The 17,103-nt window shown below is 63.2% G+C and carries 15 protein-coding genes and 1 pseudogene; 6 read left to right on the plus strand and 10 right to left on the minus strand.

Annotated elements, in window-relative coordinates; genetic code table 11:
• Positions 1–11 precede the first annotated feature (11 nt).
• From POM99_RS11470 to POM99_RS11485, 4 genes are all read right to left on the minus strand, one after another.
• On the minus strand, positions 12–2,711 hold the full coding sequence (locus tag POM99_RS11470) for a calcium-binding protein (RefSeq protein WP_277277890.1): 2,700 nt from the start codon (positions 2,709–2,711) through the stop codon (positions 12–14).
• A 122-nt stretch (positions 2,712–2,833) separates the two neighbouring features.
• Positions 2,834–3,508 carry a TetR/AcrR family transcriptional regulator gene (locus POM99_RS11475; protein WP_277277891.1) on the minus strand — a complete coding sequence of 225 codons (675 nt, stop codon included), beginning with the start codon at positions 3,506–3,508 and terminating at the stop codon, positions 2,834–2,836.
• A 186-nt stretch (positions 3,509–3,694) separates the two neighbouring features.
• On the minus strand, positions 3,695–4,087 hold the full coding sequence (locus POM99_RS11480; protein WP_277277894.1) for a C-glycoside deglycosidase beta subunit domain-containing protein: 393 nt from the start codon (positions 4,085–4,087) through the stop codon (positions 3,695–3,697).
• Positions 4,087–5,079, minus strand: a complete 993-nt coding sequence (locus tag POM99_RS11485) for a sugar phosphate isomerase/epimerase family protein (RefSeq protein WP_277277896.1) — start codon at positions 5,077–5,079, stop codon at positions 4,087–4,089. The genes POM99_RS11480 and POM99_RS11485 overlap by 1 nt, the downstream gene beginning before the upstream one ends.
• A gap of 453 nt (positions 5,080–5,532) precedes the next feature.
• Here POM99_RS11485 and POM99_RS11490 point away from each other — a divergent pair, with 453 nt between their 5' ends.
• Positions 5,533–6,774: a sugar transferase gene (locus POM99_RS11490; RefSeq protein WP_277277898.1), complete on the plus strand. Its 1,242-nt coding sequence runs from the start codon at positions 5,533–5,535 to the stop codon at positions 6,772–6,774.
• Here POM99_RS11490 and POM99_RS11495 read toward each other — a convergent pair.
• Positions 6,683–6,901: pseudogene (locus POM99_RS11495) on the minus strand (GDP-mannose 4,6-dehydratase); the annotation flags it as partial. The gene POM99_RS11490 and the pseudogene POM99_RS11495 sit on opposite strands and share 92 nt — an antisense overlap.
• Before the next feature lie 261 nt (positions 6,902–7,162).
• On the opposite strand from POM99_RS11495, the gene POM99_RS11500 reads away from it, so the two are divergent.
• Entirely contained in the window at positions 7,163–8,215 is a 1,053-nt protein-coding gene (locus POM99_RS11500) for an NADP-dependent oxidoreductase (RefSeq protein ID WP_277277900.1), read from the plus strand.
• Positions 8,216–8,527: 312 nt separating this feature from the next.
• Positions 8,528–9,322 carry a glycoside hydrolase 5 family protein gene (locus POM99_RS11505; protein ID WP_277277902.1) on the plus strand — a complete coding sequence of 265 codons (795 nt, stop codon included), beginning with the start codon at positions 8,528–8,530 and terminating at the stop codon, positions 9,320–9,322.
• Between the two features lie 69 nt (positions 9,323–9,391).
• On the opposite strand, the gene POM99_RS11510 is transcribed toward POM99_RS11505, so the two are convergent.
• The 3 genes from POM99_RS11510 to POM99_RS11520 form a co-directional block, all read right to left on the minus strand.
• Entirely contained in the window at positions 9,392–10,405 is a 1,014-nt protein-coding gene (locus tag POM99_RS11510) for a glycosyltransferase family 4 protein (protein ID WP_277277904.1), read from the minus strand.
• A 6-nt stretch (positions 10,406–10,411) separates the two neighbouring features.
• Positions 10,412–12,019 carry an alpha-amylase family glycosyl hydrolase gene (locus tag POM99_RS11515; protein WP_277278194.1) on the minus strand — a complete coding sequence of 536 codons (1,608 nt, stop codon included), beginning with the start codon at positions 12,017–12,019 and terminating at the stop codon, positions 10,412–10,414.
• 94 nt (positions 12,020–12,113) lie between these two features.
• Complete coding sequence (locus tag POM99_RS11520; protein ID WP_277277905.1) at positions 12,114–12,521, minus strand: hypothetical protein; 408 nt, start codon at positions 12,519–12,521, stop codon at positions 12,114–12,116.
• Between the two features lie 165 nt (positions 12,522–12,686).
• On the opposite strand from POM99_RS11520, the gene POM99_RS11525 reads away from it, so the two are divergent.
• Positions 12,687–12,914 (plus strand): hypothetical protein, encoded by a 228-nt coding sequence (locus tag POM99_RS11525; protein WP_277277907.1) that lies wholly within the window; start codon positions 12,687–12,689, stop codon positions 12,912–12,914.
• 96 nt (positions 12,915–13,010) lie between these two features.
• On the opposite strand, the gene POM99_RS11530 is transcribed toward POM99_RS11525, so the two are convergent.
• Positions 13,011–13,709, minus strand: a complete 699-nt coding sequence (locus POM99_RS11530) for a pirin family protein (RefSeq protein ID WP_277277909.1) — start codon at positions 13,707–13,709, stop codon at positions 13,011–13,013.
• A gap of 126 nt (positions 13,710–13,835) precedes the next feature.
• Between POM99_RS11530 and POM99_RS11535 the strand changes: the two genes are divergently transcribed.
• Both POM99_RS11535 and POM99_RS11540 read left to right on the plus strand, forming a co-directional pair.
• Positions 13,836–14,741 (plus strand): LysR family transcriptional regulator, encoded by a 906-nt coding sequence (locus POM99_RS11535; protein ID WP_277277911.1) that lies wholly within the window; start codon positions 13,836–13,838, stop codon positions 14,739–14,741.
• A gap of 59 nt (positions 14,742–14,800) precedes the next feature.
• The gene (locus tag POM99_RS11540; protein ID WP_277278196.1) at positions 14,801–16,081 is read left to right on the plus strand and encodes a cyclic di-GMP phosphodiesterase; all 1,281 of its coding nucleotides are present in this window, start codon (positions 14,801–14,803) and stop codon (positions 16,079–16,081) included.
• A gap of 7 nt (positions 16,082–16,088) precedes the next feature.
• Here POM99_RS11540 and POM99_RS11545 read toward each other — a convergent pair whose 3' ends face one another.
• Entirely contained in the window at positions 16,089–17,102 is a 1,014-nt protein-coding gene (locus POM99_RS11545; RefSeq protein ID WP_277277914.1) for an inorganic phosphate transporter, read from the minus strand.
• Between the last annotated feature and the right edge of the window lies 1 nt (position 17,103).

Genomic DNA, 17,103 nt, shown 5'->3' on the forward strand with positions numbered 1-17,103 from the left:
GATCGGCATCGTCAGGTAAAGATAAGGTCGGAAGCGGCCAGGTCCGGGTGCCCAGCCAGAACGGCGATGCGGATCTGCGCCTGCGATCCCGTGCCGTCGGCATCGTACCACAGGTTGCCGGTGGCCTTGTCATAGATCATTCGGTCATCGGCATCGCCCGCCTTGGTGCCCAGCACGAAGTGCGATGGATCGAGTGCCCCGTTGGCGCCCACGCCGCCGTAGTAGTAGCGCTCGAACGACAGAACGTCCTCACCATGTAAGAAGTCGATGATCTGGTCGCGCCCGGCATCGGCCACGTTAACGCCTGCGAAGCGGAAGGTATCGGTCCCTGCGCCACCGGTCAGCGTATCGTTGCCCGCACCGCCGCTCAGCACGTCATCGCCGTTGCCCCCCACCAGCGCATCGTTCCCCGCCCTGCCGGTCAGCACATTGGCCGCGGCATTGCCGGTCAGGGTGTTGTCCAGCTCGTTGCCGGTGCCGTCGATCGCGGCATTGCCCTTCAGCACCAGCAGTTCCAGGTTGGCTGAAAGCGTGTAGGTTACGCTGGACTGAACCGTATCGCGCCCTTCACCGGTGTTCTCGTTGCAGGTGTCGCCAGTGTTATCGACCACATACCTGTCGTTGCCCTGGCCACCGGCCATGTAGTCCGCGCCGCCCATGCCATCCAGCTTGTCGTTGCCATCCATGCCGCGCAGTTCATTGTAGGAGCCGTTGCCGCGCAGCTGGTTGGCGCTGGCATTGCCGGTCGCGCGATAGCCTGCGCCGGTAAGGACCAGCGTCTCGATATTGTCGGAGAGGGTGTAATCGACCGTGGACTTGACCGTGTCCCGTCCTTCGCCAGCCGCTTCAACGATCCGGTCATCGGTTTCGGTGACCAGATAGAAATCGTTGCCAAGGCCGCCGATCATCGTGTCAGCCCCACCGCGCCCATCAAGAATGTCGCTGCCGGCAAGGCCGGTCAGGATATTCACTCCTGCATCCCCGGCCAGTCGATCGGCAAAGGCGCTGCCGGTCAGGTTCTCGACGCTGTAGAACGTATCGCCTTCGGCATCGCCGAACTGCGAGGTTGCGTTCGCAAGGCTGATGGAGACCTTGGTGGCGCTTTGGGCATAGCTGGCGGTATCGCTGCCGTTGCCACCCGAAAGCACGTCTGCGCCTGTCCCACCGGTCAAGGTATCGTTGCCTTCGCCCCCGGCGAGCGTGTCGATACCAATGCCGCCAGTCAGCGCATCGTCGCCAAATCCGCCTTCAAGCCGGTCGTTGCCGTCCCCGCCGCCCATCGTATCGTTTCCATCCCAGCCGGTGATCAGGTCATTTCCTGCGCCACCCGTGTGGTTGTCTGCGGTGGCGCTGCCGCCAAAGGTCTCACCGGTCACGCCTGCTCCGGTTGAAAAACGTTCGATCACCGTCGTGTTGACGGCGCCGCCTGACCCATCGCTGCGCGCGCGGGCGTTGTTGTAGACCACGTCGATGGTGCCGTCGGTCCTCACCGCAAGGTCATTGATGCCGAAAAACTTCCCGGGCGTGGCGGCATCGGGATTGATGCGCGTCGTTTCCATGCTGGAACCGCCGGCGGTCACGATGCCGAGATAGGCATCGGCGAGGCTGGTGCCGTTGACGCCATACACGCCATCCTGCCAGGCAACGGCGATGCGGCCATCGGGCAGGGCATCGGCCCAGACGAACTTGGTGATGTTGCCGATGTCGGTGCCGCGATGAAACAGCAGCATGGCATCGCTGGTGGCCGCGCCATTGGCGGCGAAATAGCGGATCATCGTGTTGTAGCCGCTGAATGCCTTGCCGCCGAACACGCTCCCGTCGGCAACGTAGCTGTATTCGGTCCAGACCACGGCAAAGCCACCACCCGGCAAGGCGACGATATTGGCGCCATTATCCGCGTTGATGCGGCTCAGCCCGTCAAAGCCGCCATCGTTGCCAGCGTAGAAGGCGTTCTGGTCGACCACCACCGGTGTCAGTGCTGCGCCTTTTCCGGTTGAAACCTGCACCAGCAGGTGACCCTGCGTGTTGAACCCGCCGACCGACTGCTGGATCGCGATGTCCGAGAAGTATGCAAACGCAACCTGCCCGCCCGTTAGCGTGGCGGTATCGCGGATGGATTGCGCGCCGGTGAGGTAGGACGTGCTCGTGCTGCTGTATGCATAGGTTTCGGTCGATGCTGCGACAGAAGGGGCCACGGCCGCGCCCTTGCCGCTGAAATAGCGCGTGCGCACATCCATGTATTCATAGGAGTTGTAGGTTGCGGGGTGTCCCAGGCCATCGAGGTAGTTCACCGGGAGCAGGCTCGCACCAGCGAAGTCCGAGCCATAGGCGACGAAGAAGCCGCCGTTCTTGGTTGGAGTGACCGAATAACCGATGCCCGACGCGGCATCGCCACCCTGCTCGGCATTGGGCTGGATCGGCCCGCTCGTGGCGACGCCACTTGCCGAGAACGTCTGCAGCCGGACGCCACGGCCATAAGGCCCTTCATCAGAGAAGAGCACGAAGCCGCCGTTGGTCAGCCGTTCGAGGTTGCCGTATGAGAAGTGCGGATCAACGTAGTTTGCGATGATCGTGGTGCGGACGCCCGCATCGGACAGGGTCGAGATCCACTGCCCGTTGCCCGCCACCCGCACCAGCAGGTCCGCATTTGCGCCTGCATCGATCTGGGTGTCCTGCCCGGTTTCCAGCGTGTTCATGTGGACGATCGTCATGCTTGGCGCTCCTCTGCCGCTTGCGACCGTCCCGCTCGGGACAGCCCTCAAGAACAAAGGCGCAAAGCATCGGCAAACCGGGTCAGCCGAAGTTCAGAATAATTGGCGTGGGGGCAGGGGCCTCAAGGGGCGGTGAGATAGGCCAGGCACATACGGCCCAGTTCGCGCTTCAGCTGGCCCCAATCATAGTTGGTTACCGATTCCCCGGTCGATCCCAGGCTCAGCTGGCGGGCCAGTGTGGCGAAGATGATGTGGTAGGCTGAACTGGCGCGCAGTTCATGGTCGGAGCCGCCAAATTCGGGGGCGTAGCGAAGCATCGTCGCGATGGTGCGGTCCAGCGAGAATGCCGCCGTCTGCTTGCCCGGTTCTGCCACCTGCGGATCGTTGGCGGCGCGCAGCATCGACAGGCGCAGCAGCGGCGCATTCGATCGCAGCACTTCGGCATAGGCCTCGACATAGCGGGGCACGAAATCGGCCAGGGTGGTGCATTCGGCGCTCAGCACGCCCAGCATCATGTCTTCCGCCTCGGCCAGCAGGGCCAATCCCTGGCCAAGCACGGCGCGCACCAGGTTGTCCTTGCTTTCAAAGCGCAGGTAGATCGAACCAATCGATACATTGCCACGCTTGCTGACTTCCTGCAGCGTGAAGTCCTCGTTGCCGCGCTCGATCATCAATTCGCGGGCCGCTGCGAGCATGCGTTCAAGCGAGGCCTTGCTGCGGCCCTGCTGGGGCATGCGGCTGACCGTTTCGACCGAGAGGATCGCCATGTCTTGGGGAGTGTCGGCCGGATCGGACATCGCTGCAGGTTCGCCCTTCAAATCAGAATGCAGAAACTAGAAAGTCCCTGAAGGCCTGCATAGCGGGAATGACGCGGGGCTGGAACAACTTTTAAGCCGCACCAGCCCCTGCCGGAAGGGCGTCTCAATCGTGCCTGACCCCATGTCAGTCGATCTCAACCCCTTCTCAGTCGTTCTCAACTTACGTCATCCGGCGAAGTCGATGACTTTCTCGTCGTTGTTGAACGAAGGAAAGGGCATGTAGGAGATGCGCAGCTTCTGCTGGAGCGAAAGCTTGTGCTGGCCCTTTGGAAACCCGCCTGCGCGTTCCACATAAAGGGTTGCCGGCGCTCCGAAAGCCCAGCGGCGATCGAACGCGGTTTCCATCTCGTCCAGGGTCAATGCTCCCGGTCCTTCGTCAAAGCGAACGGCCTCGCGCGGCAGGACTTCACCGTCGATGCCGACATTCAGTTCCTCGACCATGGACAGGCCCAAGCCGCGGTAATAGCCGAGCTTGCTTTCGAACGCGAAGCCGGTGGGCGCTTCGGCAGGGCCGGTGTTGCGCAGCGTGGTGGGGTCGATGATATACTTGTCGAACATCAGGCCTGCTCCTTCGCCCCGAATTTCGTTTCTGCATCGGCGATAAGCCGTTCGAACATCACATGCTGGCGGCGCACCTGCTCGCGGCTGTCCACCTCGTGCACGTCCTGGATCCAGCGATTGCCTTCGTATTCGCTGGACAGGGTGCCTTCCCATCCGGCCTTGACCAGTTCGGGGATGACTTCGTCATAGGCGATGGCGGGGTCGGTGCAGTCCTCGTTCATTTCATAGAACTTGGCCTGGATGTGCCGGAAATAGGGCACATAGTCGCCAATCCGCTTGGGATTGGCATAAGGCGCGTGGCGAAGCGTTTCCGCCATGGCGATCTCCGCCTTGTTGCCGCCCATCTTCACCGCGACTTCATAGATCGTGTACTCGCACATGATCTTGGCTTCGTGCTGGTCGACGATGAACTGTGCGACTTCCGGCCGTGCTCCCTGGCGTTCGAAGCGGGCGCGGAAAGCGGGAGGGTAATGCTTCATGAAGATGCCCATGTCGGGCAGGATGCCGAGATGCTTCGTGTTGAGGCGATCGGCTTCCTCGATCGTGCGCAGGATCCACGCATGTTCAAGGTGCCAGGGCGCGTGGACTTCCACGCCCATGTGCACGTCCATTTCCTCGGCATACGGCACGCAGCGGCCAAGTATGTCGGGACGGACGAACACCAGCACACGCATGTTGCGGATGCCCAGGCGGTTGCAGAGCAGGAGGTCGCGCTTGATGCTCTCGACCTGCTCGTCATCGCTCATCAGGCGGTCCTTGCGGCGCTTGGTGTCAAGGAACATGTCATAGGCGGTGAAGTGGCAGCCGTGGCGGGCGACCATCTCCTTCCACTCTTCAACCTGCGCGTCGGTGAGGTTGGGGAAGGTGGGCATGTTCTGTTCGGGCAGTACCTCGATGCCTTTCGCGCCGATAGACGCGGCGAAGGACACGCAGTCCTCCACCGTCATACGGCCGAGAAACATCTCTTCCTGGAAGCTGTAGAGGCTCACGCCCCGGTGGATTTTTGCTGTCACTTGGCACCCTTCATGACGGATTGATCTGCCCGGTCATGGGATGCGGTGGGCCTCGACGGCGCCATCTCCTCTCCCACCCTCCGTTATTGGAATGAATATTCTTGTTATCGCGGGCCGTCAAGAGCGGAATGGCAGAGATCGGGCTGACAGCGTGGTGCCACGGGCAGGTTCTCGATGATCCAATGCGGGACAGCCCCTTGCAAAAATTGCTGCATCGCGGCGTATTCAGATGCCGCAGCGAGTGTTATGTGCGACGGACTGAACAGAGACAGGCCATGCACGGCTTGCTGTATAAGTAAAACTATGTAGGTATTGCGCCGTTAAAGCATTCCACCGGTCTGGAAACCGGTCGATGTGAAACGGTGGGGTGTGGTGCCTGGCAAAAATTGCTGCACTGCACAGGGGAACGGTTCGGCATCGGAACAGCGCATGACGACGCTAGAAAAGGATACCGATACCGGCACGAAAGTGCGCGGTGAGACGGAGCAGCAGGCCCGACGCCTGAAGCTGCCGCTTGCACCTGCACTGGAGCGCAGGCGCCTGCAATGCTACCTTGCGCTGATCGTCATGGATATTGCGGGCTTCGTCGCCTCGTTTCTCCTGGTCGATTATCTATACCTCGGAACGGTTTCGCCCGAAAACAGCGAGCAGATGTGGATCGGGATGATCCCGCTCTACCTGACCGCAGCCATTGCGCTGAAGGCGTATTCCATCCCGGCGCTGACTTCGCGCGCCAGTGCGCAGCGTGCCGCGGTTGCCGCACTGCTGGCTGCCTTCACGCTGACGTTGTTCATTGCCTTCTTCACAAAATCCAGCGCACAGTTCTCACGCTTCTCGACTGCGGCCGGCGTGGGTGTCACCGCACTGTCGCTGCTGTGGATCCGGGCAGCAGTGCAGGGCGCGATCCGTTTCCGGGTCGGTCCCACGGCGCAGAATGTCCTGGTGTTCGACGATGGCGGCGTGCCGGCGCGCGTCCCGCATGCCTGGCATATCGACACCAAGCAGCACCGCCTGATCCCCGATCGCGATGATCCCCACATGCTGGACCGGCCGGGCATGTTCATGGCCAACATGGATCGCGTGCTCGTGTCCTGCCCACCTGAGCGCCGGATGGACTGGGCGATGATCTTCAAGGGATCGAACATCAGTGGCGAGATCATCGATGCCGAGGTGACCCGTCTGGGTGTGCTGGGTGCCCGGCGAGGGCACGGCTTTGGCGCACTGGTCGTTTCCACCGGGCCACTGGGTTTGCGCGGCCGCGCTGCAAAGCGCGCCATGGACATTGCCATCGCCGGTTCTGCTCTTCTTTTTCTTGCACCCCTGCTCGGCGTTGTGGCGTTGCTGATCAGAATGGAGGACCGGGGGCCGGTGTTCTTCATGCAGCAGCGCCAGGGCCGCAACAACCGCCTGTTCTGGATCTACAAGTTCCGCTCGATGCGCGTCGAGAAGCTCGATGCCACCGGTTCACGATCAGCCAGCAAGGACGACGACCGGATCACGCGGATCGGACGGTTCATCCGTCGGACCAGCATCGACGAACTGCCGCAGTTGCTCAACGTTCTGCGTGGTGACATGGCTAGGTGGAGTCAGTCAGGTCCCCATAGTGCAGGTGAAACCGCTGGTGCGGCACGTGCGGATCTTCATAGATGTCTTCGATGCGGCCCGTGTTGAACGAGGAAGACCGGCGCTTCAGGCCGTGGACGATATAGCCCTTTTCCAGCAGCAGGCGGGATAGATAGGCACCATCCTGACCGGTAACGCCCGTGATCAACGCAACTTTCGCACCGCTATCTGTCATCTATGCACCTGACCGTTTATTTCGCAGTTGCACAATTTCCTACCGAGGAGATGCGTGGTTGCAAAGCGGAAAATCGGCGCGTGGTGTCCAAAGGTGGGGCACTCAATGCAAATCAGCATGTTGCGTTGGTCAAATGCAGCAATTTTTGCCGATTGGGCTCTGCGGCCTGTCACGTGCCCTGAAACCGTCGCACCTGACAAAATCGGCAGCGCACCTCGGACCTGCGGCCTGCTAGGACGGTGGCAAAGGGAGAGTCCTGCCATGATCAACCGCCGTATCGTCCTCGCTTCGCGCCCCACCGGCATTCCGGTTCCGGAGAACTTCCGCTTCGAGGAAGTGCCTGTGCCAGAGCTTCAGGAGGGCGAGGTCCTGCTGGAAAACCGCGTCTTCGCCATCGATCCGGCGGTGCGTGGGATGCTGGACGATGTGAAGAGCTACATGCCGCCCGTGCAGATTGGCGGGCTGATCCCGGCGATGGTGCTGGGCCGCGTCGTCGCCTCGCGCCATCCAGATTTCCGCGAAGGGGATTATGGCCGGGCCTTCAACGGCTGGGAGCATTATTCGGTCATCACGCCGGGCAACATCGCATTTGAAAACGTGAACGTTGCCAACGATTTGCCCCTGACATCCTATATGGGTGCGATCGGCTGGTCAGGCATCACCGCCTATGTCGGCCTTAAGAAGTACGGCGAGTTCCGTGAAGGCGACGAAGTGCTGGTTTCCGCCGCTGCCGGTGCAGTGGGTTCCGTCGCCGGCCAGATTGCGCGGCTCTCCGGCGCGGCGAAGGTGATCGGCACTGTGGGGTCGGACGACAAGGCGCGGATCGTCACCGATCTGCTCGGCTTCGATGGCGCGATCAACTACCGTTCGGCGCCCGATCTCGGCGCCGCGATGGACGAACATTTCCCTGAAGGCATAGACCTTTACTTTGACAATGTGGGCGGCATCACGCTCGATATGGCGCTGCCGCGGATGAAGGCGTTCGGCCGCATTCCGGTCTGCGGCATGATCGCCAACTACAACCACCAGACCGACCCCTACAAGCTGAGCAACATCTGGCAGGTGCTGGTCAACCGCATCACGATGCGCGGCTTCCTGGCGTATGAAGCCACGGACATGATTCACGAGGCAGAACAGGCACTTGCGGACTGGGTGCGGACCGGAAAGCTGGTCGCGACGGAGAACGTTTCGACCGGGCTGGAATCGACCCCGGCCGCGTTCATCCGCCTGATGTCCGGCGAAACGACTGGCAAGACATTGGTTCGGCTGGATGAATCCGTTTCCACGCTGGAGGGTTGGACGCCCGCGGGCTGACGGCCAAAATGGCGGATTTCCGCCATTGCCGCGTGCGGCCCAGCGTGCTTCAGTGCGTTGTGACGTAACAAAGGATGGGGCATGCGGACTGCGACATGGCTGGCGGCTGTCCTGACACTTGCCGCCTGCCGGGACATGCCCCCGTCAAGCCGCGCGAATCCGATTGCTTTCAATGCCTTGGCCGCCACGCCTTCGCCCGTGGTGCAGGCAACCACTGCCGCTATCCTCGCCCCGCTGCCAGTCTCACCGGGGCGGGAGGTGCCTGCGCCGTGGCGTGGCCTTACCATTGATTCCATTGCTGATTTTCCCGCCGTGCTGGCGGCGGTGAAAGCGCATCGGGCGCGGCCCATGGTGCGGGTGGTGATGGATCCGGGCACGCATCCGGCTGATTATGTAGACGCGATTACCCGATTGCGATCAAGGGCTTACATCCTTGCCGAGCCGATCGATTCCACCGCGATGCGCGCCCTGTCGCTCAACGGCGTGCGCAGGCGGATGCGTGAGTTCGTCACCGCGATGGCAGGTCAGGTCGATTACTGGGAAATCGGCAATGAAATCAACGGGGAATGGGTCGGATCAAACCCTGCCGAGATCAACGCCAAGGTCCAGGCCGCCTATGACGAGGTGAATGCGGCGGGCGGGCGGACGATGGTGACGCTGAACTTTTGGTCCGGCCCCGATTGCTATGCAAAGCCTTGGGAAACCACGCTTTATTACCCAAGGACAATGGCGAAAAGCCTGCGCCAGGGCATCGATGTGGTGTCCCTCTCGCTTTATGAAACCGCATGCAATCCGGTGCAGCGTCCGTCGGCACTGCAATTGGCCAATACATTCAACAGGTTGGGCCCGATGTTTCCCAACGCCCGGCTGGCCATGGGGGAAGTGGGGGCACAGCGCATTGAAGATGGCCTGCCCGCCGACCCTACGCTGGCGGAAAAGAAAAGAGTGGCAAGGACTTACTACGGAATGCAACAGGAACTTGCGAACCGCGTGGGGCCGCGTTTCGTGGGCGGATACTTCTGGTGGTACTATGTTCAGGACGCCGTGCCGCGCGCCCGGCCGGAAACGTTGTGGCCCACGTTGGATGCCCTTTTCGTCGGAATGTGACGTAAGTTGAGAGCGACTGAGACGGGGTTGAGATCGACTGAGGCCGGGTTGAGCCCGTCAGAGGCCGGTCTAGGCGACCCCCAGAATGCGCCGGTACAGGGCCAGGTAGTCGTCCGCCATCCGCTCCACCGAAAACCTCTCCTCCGCGATCCGGCGACAGGCCGACCGATCGATTTCCCCGATCCGCGCGATGGCCTCCACCGCTTCCTCCTCGGTGTCCACCAGAAAGCCGTTGACGCCGTGTTCGATCAGTTCGGGCATCGATCCCCGGCGTGTTGCGATTACCGGAGTGCCACAGGCCATGGCCTCCACCACCGACAGGCCAAAGGGTTCCTCGAAGTCTATCAGGTGGAGCAGCGCCTTTGCCTGCCCCAGCGCACGAATCCGCTCAGGCCCGCCGACAGGCCCGTGAAAGCGGATCTGGTCTCCATCGACCAGCGGCAGCACGCTGCGTTCGTGTTGGTCGCGGTCCTGCACCACGCCGTACATCTGCAGGCGAAGGCCGCTTTTCAGCGCGGCTTCGATCGCGGCCACCGGCCCCTTGTCCGGGTGGATGCGGCCGAAATAGAGCAGGTCAGGCCCGCCGGTGGGTTCGAAGGTGAACTGTTCGATCGGGATGCCGTGATGGATCGTGGCGGCATAGTGCAGCCGGGGACTGCGGTCCGCTTCGCTAATGGCGACATAATGCACCCGGTCCTGAAAAGGGCGGTACATCGGCAGGATGCGTTCGGAGGAGAAGCCGTGGATGGTGGTGACCATCGGCGTATCCACCAGCGGGGCGAAGGCATGGGCGGGAAAATCAGCCTGGTTGTGGATCAGGTCAAACTCGCCAGCCTTGGCGAACAGGTGGGAAAGATGGCGGTATTCCCACACCTTTGCGTCGATCGAGGGGTCCTCCTCATAAGGCGCGGGCACCACGCCATCGAGCTTGCCCGCCGTGACGCTGTCCAGCGTGGCAAAGAGGGTGACGTCCACGCCACGGGTGACCAGCGCCTCGGTGAGCAGGCTGGTGACGAGTTCCCACGGGCCGTAATGGCGCGGCGGAGTGCGCCACGCGATGGGCGCGAGCATCGCGATCTTCATGGCTGGTCAGTCCTCAGGCAACAGGATCACGCCTTCATGCGGGCGCAGGGTGACAGGATCGGCCGGCAGACCCCGGGTGGAAACCAGCGCCACGCCGCGCACGGGATGAGGCCGAGGCAGGGCGGAAAGGTTCAGCACCACCACAAGCCGTTCATCGGCAAAGGTGCGTTCATAGGCCAGCACCGCCTCGTCTGCGTGGAGCAGGCTGAACGCACCCCTGGTCAGCGCATCGCTCAGCCGCCGGAAATGCAGCAGTTTGCGCGTGAGCGCCAGCATCGATCCGGGATCGGCGGCCTGGGCGGAAACATTGCGGCTGCCCCAGTCGGGATTGAGCGGCAGCCAGGGTTCGGTGCTGCTGAACCCCGCGAAGGGCGCGCTGTTCCAGGGCATGGGGGTGCGTGACCGGTCCCGACCAAGGCCAAGGCCAGGCTGACGCAGGTCTTGCGGATCGCGCACGCGGTGGGCTGGGATCGGCACCTTGCCGATACCGAGTTCATCACCCTGGTACAGCGTGGGAGTGCCGCGCAGGGTGAGCAGCAGCATCATGGCCACGCGGGCCTGCGCTTCACCGATGCGGGCGGCGATGCGCGGGGCATCGTGGCTGCCGATGACCCAGTTGGGCCAGCCAGCGGGCGGCAGCGCGGCTTCATAGGTCGTGATGATCTCAGCCAGCGCGCGCGGGTTCCACGGGCAATCGAGCAGCGCGAAATTGAACGGCAGGTGGACGCCCGGTGCCGCCTCGCTGCCGTAATACGCCATCAGACGGGGCAAGGGCAGGCAGACTTCGCCGACCAGCAACCGTTCGCCATAGCTGTCAGCCATGGTGCGGAAGGCGGCAGCCAGTTCATGGATTTCCGGCTGGTCGGCGCTGTAGTGCTGCAGCACCTTGTGCTTTTCGCCCAGTTCGGGCCGGTAATCGGGGTTGGGGGGATTGTCGGGCAGTTCCGCCGCCTTGTAGCAATGCCACAGCACATCGATGCGGAAACCATCGACGCCGCGATCCAGCCAGAAATGCAGAACATCGAGCATGGCCTGCCGCACGTCCGGATTTCGCCAGTTGAGATCGGGCTGTTCGCGCAGGAAGGCGTGGAGGTAATACTGCCCGGTGGCCGCGTCCCACTCCCAAGCAGAACCGCCCATGTCGCTGGTCCAGTTGTTGGGTGGGCCACCATCGGGGGCGGGATCACGCCAGATATACCAGTCCCGCTTTGGGTTCGAGCGGCTGGAGCGGCTTTCATGGAACCAGGGGTGCTGGTCAGAGGTGTGGTTGGGCACGAAATCGAGCAGCAGCTTCAGCCCGTGCGCATGGACATCGTCGAGCAGTTTGTCGAACGAGGCAAGGCTGCCGAACATGGGGTCGACATCGCAATGATCGGCCACGTCATAGCCGAAATCCGCCATGGGAGAGGGGTAGATCGGGGAAAGCCAGATCGCATCAACGCCGAGTGAGGCAATGTAATCCAGCCTTCGGCGGATCCCTTCAAGATCGCCGACGCCATCGGCGTTGCTGTCCTGGAATGAGCGGGGATAGATCTGGTAGATGACGGCGCGTTCCCACCAGCGATCGCTCTTCGCGGCCGGGACGCGGGTGGTCTGCGGATTATTCCCTTCCATCGCCAGCGCAATGCACAACGGCATGGGGCGTTCCAGACGAAAATGCGGGCTGGCGCAAAGGCGGAACGGCCTGCCCCAGCGGATCAGGAAAGGGTCAGACGCGACGTATCCGGCTGGGATCGACCTGCGGGTTCACGACCCGGTGGCGTGATTCCACATGCCATTCGCCATTCACGCGGGAAACGTGGGCCTGTTGCTGAAGCGCCTGGCTCAGCATGGCAATGTCGAAGGGTTCATCGAGCCGCATGCCGAAGGCATGATCGCGAAACCAGCGGACCTCGCCCGTGATCTCCCGGCCGCCGGGCAGGACCACGACAATGCGCTCTCCACGGACCGGGGCAGGGCCCTTGCAACTGCCGCCAAGGCCATGTTCGGATACGTTGCGGATGACAAAGTCCCGCAGGTTCTGGCCACTACCGCGCAATCCGCCAAGCTGTGCCCGGACGATGCGCGGATGGCGCACTTCCCGCAGCACCTGGGCCTTGCTGAATTCGTGATCCATGAAAGACACGGCGACGCGATACCCCGAGAGCGGATGCGAAGACTGCGATGGTAGACCAGTTCGGTAAAGAGTCCGTTATGGACTGTTCCTGAGGACTGGGCGCAAGGGAACCTTGCGGCGGAGCCGCGTGTTACGGCTGATCAAGACGCGCGGAAGTGAGTTGAAATGGATTGGACCTATCGCATCGTTGACCACGGTCAGCACTTCGCCCTGCACGAGGTTTGCCTGGATGAAAGCGGCAGACCCGAAGAGTGGGTTGCAAGGGCCATAGACTTTGCGGTCGATCGCGATTGCGGGCCGGATGGCCTGATCGCCTCGCTGGAAGAAGCGCTGGCGGCGGCCCGTTCGTCGCCTCTGCTCGTGCTGCGTGAAGGCCGGCTGGAGCCCGCCTGACCCGGGGCCGTGGGGCCACCGAGCCAGGCAGGTGTTCGCCGCCAGCGGGGAAAGCGGCGGCGAACGGGGTTCAAGCCTGAACATCAGGCAGGTTGATCATGCGGCGTCGACCAGAACGATCTCCGCATCCTCGATCGCCGTGACGGTGACCGCTTCGACATCGCTGATCGCTGCGCCATCGCGGGCATTCACGGTCACATCGTCGATCCGGACCGCGCCCGTGGCGGGGACAAGGTATGCCTTGCGGTCCCTGCCCAGCGGATAGGTGGCGGTTTCACCCGCCTTCAGCTTGGCCGCCACGATGCGCGCATCGGTGCGGATCGGCAGGGCGTCGGTATCCTCCTGATACCCCGAAGCGAGGGTGACGAAGCGGCCGGCGCGATCCCCGGTGGGAAAGGGGCGGGTCCCCCAGCTGGGCTGTTCACCGGTGCGGGTGGGGATGATCCAGATCTGGAAGATGCGGGTCTCCACGTCCTCCATGTTGTATTCCGAATGGCGGATGCCGGTCCCGGCGCTCATCACCTGCACGTCGCCCGCTTCGGTGCGGCCCTTGTTGCCCAGGCTGTCCTGATGGGTGATGGCACCTTCGCGAACATAGGTCACGATCTCCATGTCACGGTGGGGGTGCGGGGGGAAACCGGTGTGCGGGGCGATCACGTCATCGTTCCACACCCGCAGATTGCCCCAGTGCATGCGCGCCGGATCATGATAGTTGGCGAACGAGAAATGATGCTTTGCATTGAGCCAGCCGTGGTTTTCACCGCCGAGGCTGGCGAAGGGGCGCAGTTCGATCATGGTCTGTCTCCGGGAAGGCATCTGGGATCATCGCCTTCGTTGCAACGGCAGATAGGACTTGCGGGCTTTTCTGTTCAGAGGGATAATGCGGATCGAAACGTTCCATTATCTTGAAAGGTCTTGCGCATGGCGCAGCCAGGCACGCCCACATATGACCAGCTGCGCATTTTCCTGACCATTGTCGATACCGGCAGTTTCGCCGCCGCGGGGCGCAAGCTGAACCGCGCGGTTTCGGTGATCAGCTATGGCATCACCAACCTTGAGGCGCAGTTGGGTGTCTCGCTGTTCGACCGCGAGGGGACGCGCAGGCCGGTGCTGACCGTGGCGGGTCGTGCGTTGCTGGCCGAGGCGCGGGCGATCGCGGCGGGTATGGATGGCCTGCGCGCCAAGGTGAAGGGGATGCTGGAAGGGCTGGAGGCGGAAGTCGACCTGGTGGTGGACGTGATGCTGCCTTCCGAGCAGGTGGCGCGGGTGCTGCGCGCCTTTGCAGTGGAATTCCCGACGGTGCAGCTGCGCCTGCATGTGGAGGCGCTGGGCGCGGTCTCTGCCATGGTGCTCGACGGGCGAGCGGTGGTCGGCGTTTCCGGCCCCCTGGCGAGCGAGGCTTCGGCGATAGAGCGGCTGGCGGCCTGTTCGGTGGAGATGGTGCCGGTGGCGGCGCCGGACCATCCGCTGGCGCGGATGGCGGCGATCCCGCCGGGGGCAGGCAGCGAGCATGTGCAGCTGGTGCTGTCGGACCGGTCGACCGTGACCGAGGGACGCGATTTCGGCGTGCTGAGCACGCGCACCTGGCGGCTGGCGGACCTTTCGGCCAAGCATGCGCTGCTGCGCGAAGGGATCGGGTGGGGCAACATGCCGCTGCCGATGGTCGAGGCGGACTTCGTGGCCGGAACGCTGGTGCGGCTGGCGCTGCCGGACTTCTCCGGCGAGACCTATCGCATGTCGGTGATCTGGCGGCGCGATGCGCCTCCGGGGCCGGCCGCAGCCTGGCTGGTGGACCAGTTCGTGGGGCAGGGCGCAGCGGCGGGTTAGGGGATTTCCCGGATTACCGTTCGTAAGTGGAATTAGAGGTGCCGTGCCAAGTGTACCTGATGCTGAAGCGCGTACCGACATCCGACATCGAATTGGGCATGTTCATCCACAAGCTGGAGGGGAGCTGGTTCAAGCATCCCTTCTGGAAGTCACGGTTTTTGCTGACTGATGAGAAGACGCTGGATTCGCTGCTGAATTCCGATGTGCCCAGCGTGGTGATCGACACCGAGCGGGGCCTGGACGTGCGCCCCGTGCGTCGCGACGCGACAGGTGGCGCGGTGGCAGACCGCGCGCCGGCGCGCAGGCCCATGCCCAGCCCTGCGCCAAGGCTGCGGGCCGTGGCTCCGGCGGCGAGCGCCGATCCCTATGCGCCAACCACCACCGCCAAGGAATTCGGCCGCTGTCGCAAGAACATGGTTCACGTGGGCCGCGTGGTCAGCCGGGTGTTCCTGGAAGCGCGGCTGGGCAAGGCGATCAGCAGCCAGGACGTGGAGCCGGTGATCGAGGAGGTCTATGCCTCGGTCCAGCGCAACCTCTATGCCTTCAACGGCCTGCTGCGCTGCCAGCAGGACAACGAATATGTCTATCGCCACTCGTTGGCGGTCAGCGCGCTGATGATCGCACTGGCGCGGCAGCTGAGACTGAGCCCCAACGACATGCGCGACGCGGGCATGGCCGGCCTGCTGATGGATGTGGGCGTGGGCCAGCTGCCGGTGGACGAGATTCCGCCGCAGGGCGATTATCGCGCGCTGCCGCCTGATCTGCTCGAACAGCACGTGCTGCTGGGCCATGCCCTGCTCAAATCCGCCGGCGACATTCCGCCGCGGGTGGTGGAGGCCTGCCTCAACCATCACGAGCGGCTTGACGGAACGGGCTATCCCAACAAGCTTTCCGGCCTTGAGATCGACCTGTTCGGGCGGATGGCGGCGATCTGCGATTGCTATGACAACTTCGTGTCGGGCGGTGCGGGCAGGCCTGCGCTCGATCCGGCGGAGGCGATCCGCGCGCTGGTGGCGATGGGGCCGAAGCTGGACCGCGACGTGCTGCGCGCCTTTGTCGAGACGCTGGGCGTCTATCCGATCGGATCGTTCGTCCGCCTGCGTTCTGAACGGCTGGCGATGGTGGTGGACGAGGACCCGGCAGATACCACCCGGCCGACGGTGCGCACGTTCTATTCGCTGATCCTGGAAAAGCGCATCCGCAGCGAAACGATCGCGCTGGCCAACTGCTTTGGCGAGGACGAGATCGTGGGCATTGCCGACCTTACCGGGCTGGACATTCCCGACGTGACGGACCTGCGGGCCTCGATCCTCGCGTCCTTCGGGCGCGAGGCGGCCTGACCGGGCTTCAGAACAAGGTCGTGACGAGGTAGAACAGCGCGCCCACGGTGGCCGATGCGGGGATGGTGATGATCCATGCCGCCACCACGTTGCCCGCCACGCCCCAGCGCACGGCCGAGGCGCGCCGCGCGGTGCCCGCGCCGATCACGCAGCCGGTGATCGTGTGCGTGGTGGAAACCGGGATGCCCAGCAGCGAGGCCGAGAACACGATCACCGACCCGCCGAGCGAGGCGCTGAAGCCCTGGTGGTGATCGAGCTTGGTGATGCGGCTGCCCATCGTTTCGATGATCTTCCACCCGCCGGCCATGGTGCCCGCCGCCATGGCGACATAGCAGCAGATCGCCACCCAGTGCGGCACTGCGAATTCGCCCTTCAGGTAGCCGGTGGAGAACAGCAGCACGGTGATCACGCCCATCGTCTTCTGCGCGTCGTTCAAACCGTGGCTGACCGAATAGGCGGCAGAGGACAGGAGGTGGAGCGAACGGAAGCTGCGCTCCGCCGTCTTGCTGGAGGCGCGGGCGAAGAGCCAGCTGGTGATCAGCATGACCAGCATCGACAGCATCATGCCCAGCACCGGTGACAGCACGATGGCGATCAGCGTCTTGTTCAGGCCTGTCCACTGGATGCCGGTGAAGCCGGCATGGGCCACGCCCGCGCCCACGATACCGCCCACCAGCGCGTGGCTTGATGAGGACGGAATGCCCTTCAGCCAGGTGACCACGTTCCAGAACATCGCGCCTGACAGCGCGCCGAACACCACTGCGGGCGTCACCAGATCCTTGTCGATCAGGCCCTTGCCGATGGTTTCGGCCACCTTGTGCAGGCTGGGGAAGGCGATGGTCAGGAAATAGGCGGCAAAGTTGAACGCGGCGGCAAAGAGCACGGCAGGCACCGGCTTCAGCAGCTTGGTGGAAACCACCGTGGCGATGGAATTGGCCGCATCGTGAAGCCCGTTGAGAAAATCGAACGCCAGCGCGACGATGATGAGCCCGACGAGCAGCGGGAAGGCAAGCTCGTGCATG

The organism is Novosphingobium cyanobacteriorum (genome assembly GCF_029436685.1).
GTDB classification, from domain to species: Bacteria; Pseudomonadota; Alphaproteobacteria; order Sphingomonadales; family Sphingomonadaceae; genus Novosphingobium; species Novosphingobium cyanobacteriorum.

What these genes read in the sequence shown, in the direction of transcription:
- POM99_RS11525 (WP_277277907.1), top strand. Translation starts at nt 12,687, where the DNA reads ATGGATTGGACCTATCGCATCGTTGACCACGGTCAGCACTTCGCCCTG.
- POM99_RS11545 (WP_277277914.1), bottom strand. Translation starts at nt 17,102, where the DNA reads ATGCACGAGCTTGCCTTCCCGCTGCTCGTCGGGCTCATCATCGTCGCG.
- POM99_RS11470 (WP_277277890.1), bottom strand. Translation starts at nt 2,711, where the DNA reads ATGACGATCGTCCACATGAACACGCTGGAAACCGGGCAGGACACCCAG.
- POM99_RS11510 (WP_277277904.1), bottom strand. Translation starts at nt 10,405, where the DNA reads ATGAAGATCGCGATGCTCGCGCCCATCGCGTGGCGCACTCCGCCGCGC.
- POM99_RS11480 (WP_277277894.1), bottom strand. Translation starts at nt 4,087, where the DNA reads ATGTTCGACAAGTATATCATCGACCCCACCACGCTGCGCAACACCGGC.
- POM99_RS11475 (WP_277277891.1), bottom strand. Translation starts at nt 3,508, where the DNA reads ATGTCCGATCCGGCCGACACTCCCCAAGACATGGCGATCCTCTCGGTC.
- POM99_RS11530 (WP_277277909.1), bottom strand. Translation starts at nt 13,709, where the DNA reads ATGATCGAACTGCGCCCCTTCGCCAGCCTCGGCGGTGAAAACCACGGC.
- POM99_RS11520 (WP_277277905.1), bottom strand. Translation starts at nt 12,521, where the DNA reads ATGGATCACGAATTCAGCAAGGCCCAGGTGCTGCGGGAAGTGCGCCAT.
- POM99_RS11490 (WP_277277898.1), top strand. Translation starts at nt 5,533, where the DNA reads ATGACGACGCTAGAAAAGGATACCGATACCGGCACGAAAGTGCGCGGT.
- POM99_RS11535 (WP_277277911.1), top strand. Translation starts at nt 13,836, where the DNA reads ATGGCGCAGCCAGGCACGCCCACATATGACCAGCTGCGCATTTTCCTG.
- POM99_RS11500 (WP_277277900.1), top strand. Translation starts at nt 7,163, where the DNA reads ATGATCAACCGCCGTATCGTCCTCGCTTCGCGCCCCACCGGCATTCCG.
- POM99_RS11540 (WP_277278196.1), top strand. Translation starts at nt 14,801, where the DNA reads ATGCTGAAGCGCGTACCGACATCCGACATCGAATTGGGCATGTTCATC.
- POM99_RS11515 (WP_277278194.1), bottom strand. Translation starts at nt 12,019, where the DNA reads ATGGAAGGGAATAATCCGCAGACCACCCGCGTCCCGGCCGCGAAGAGC.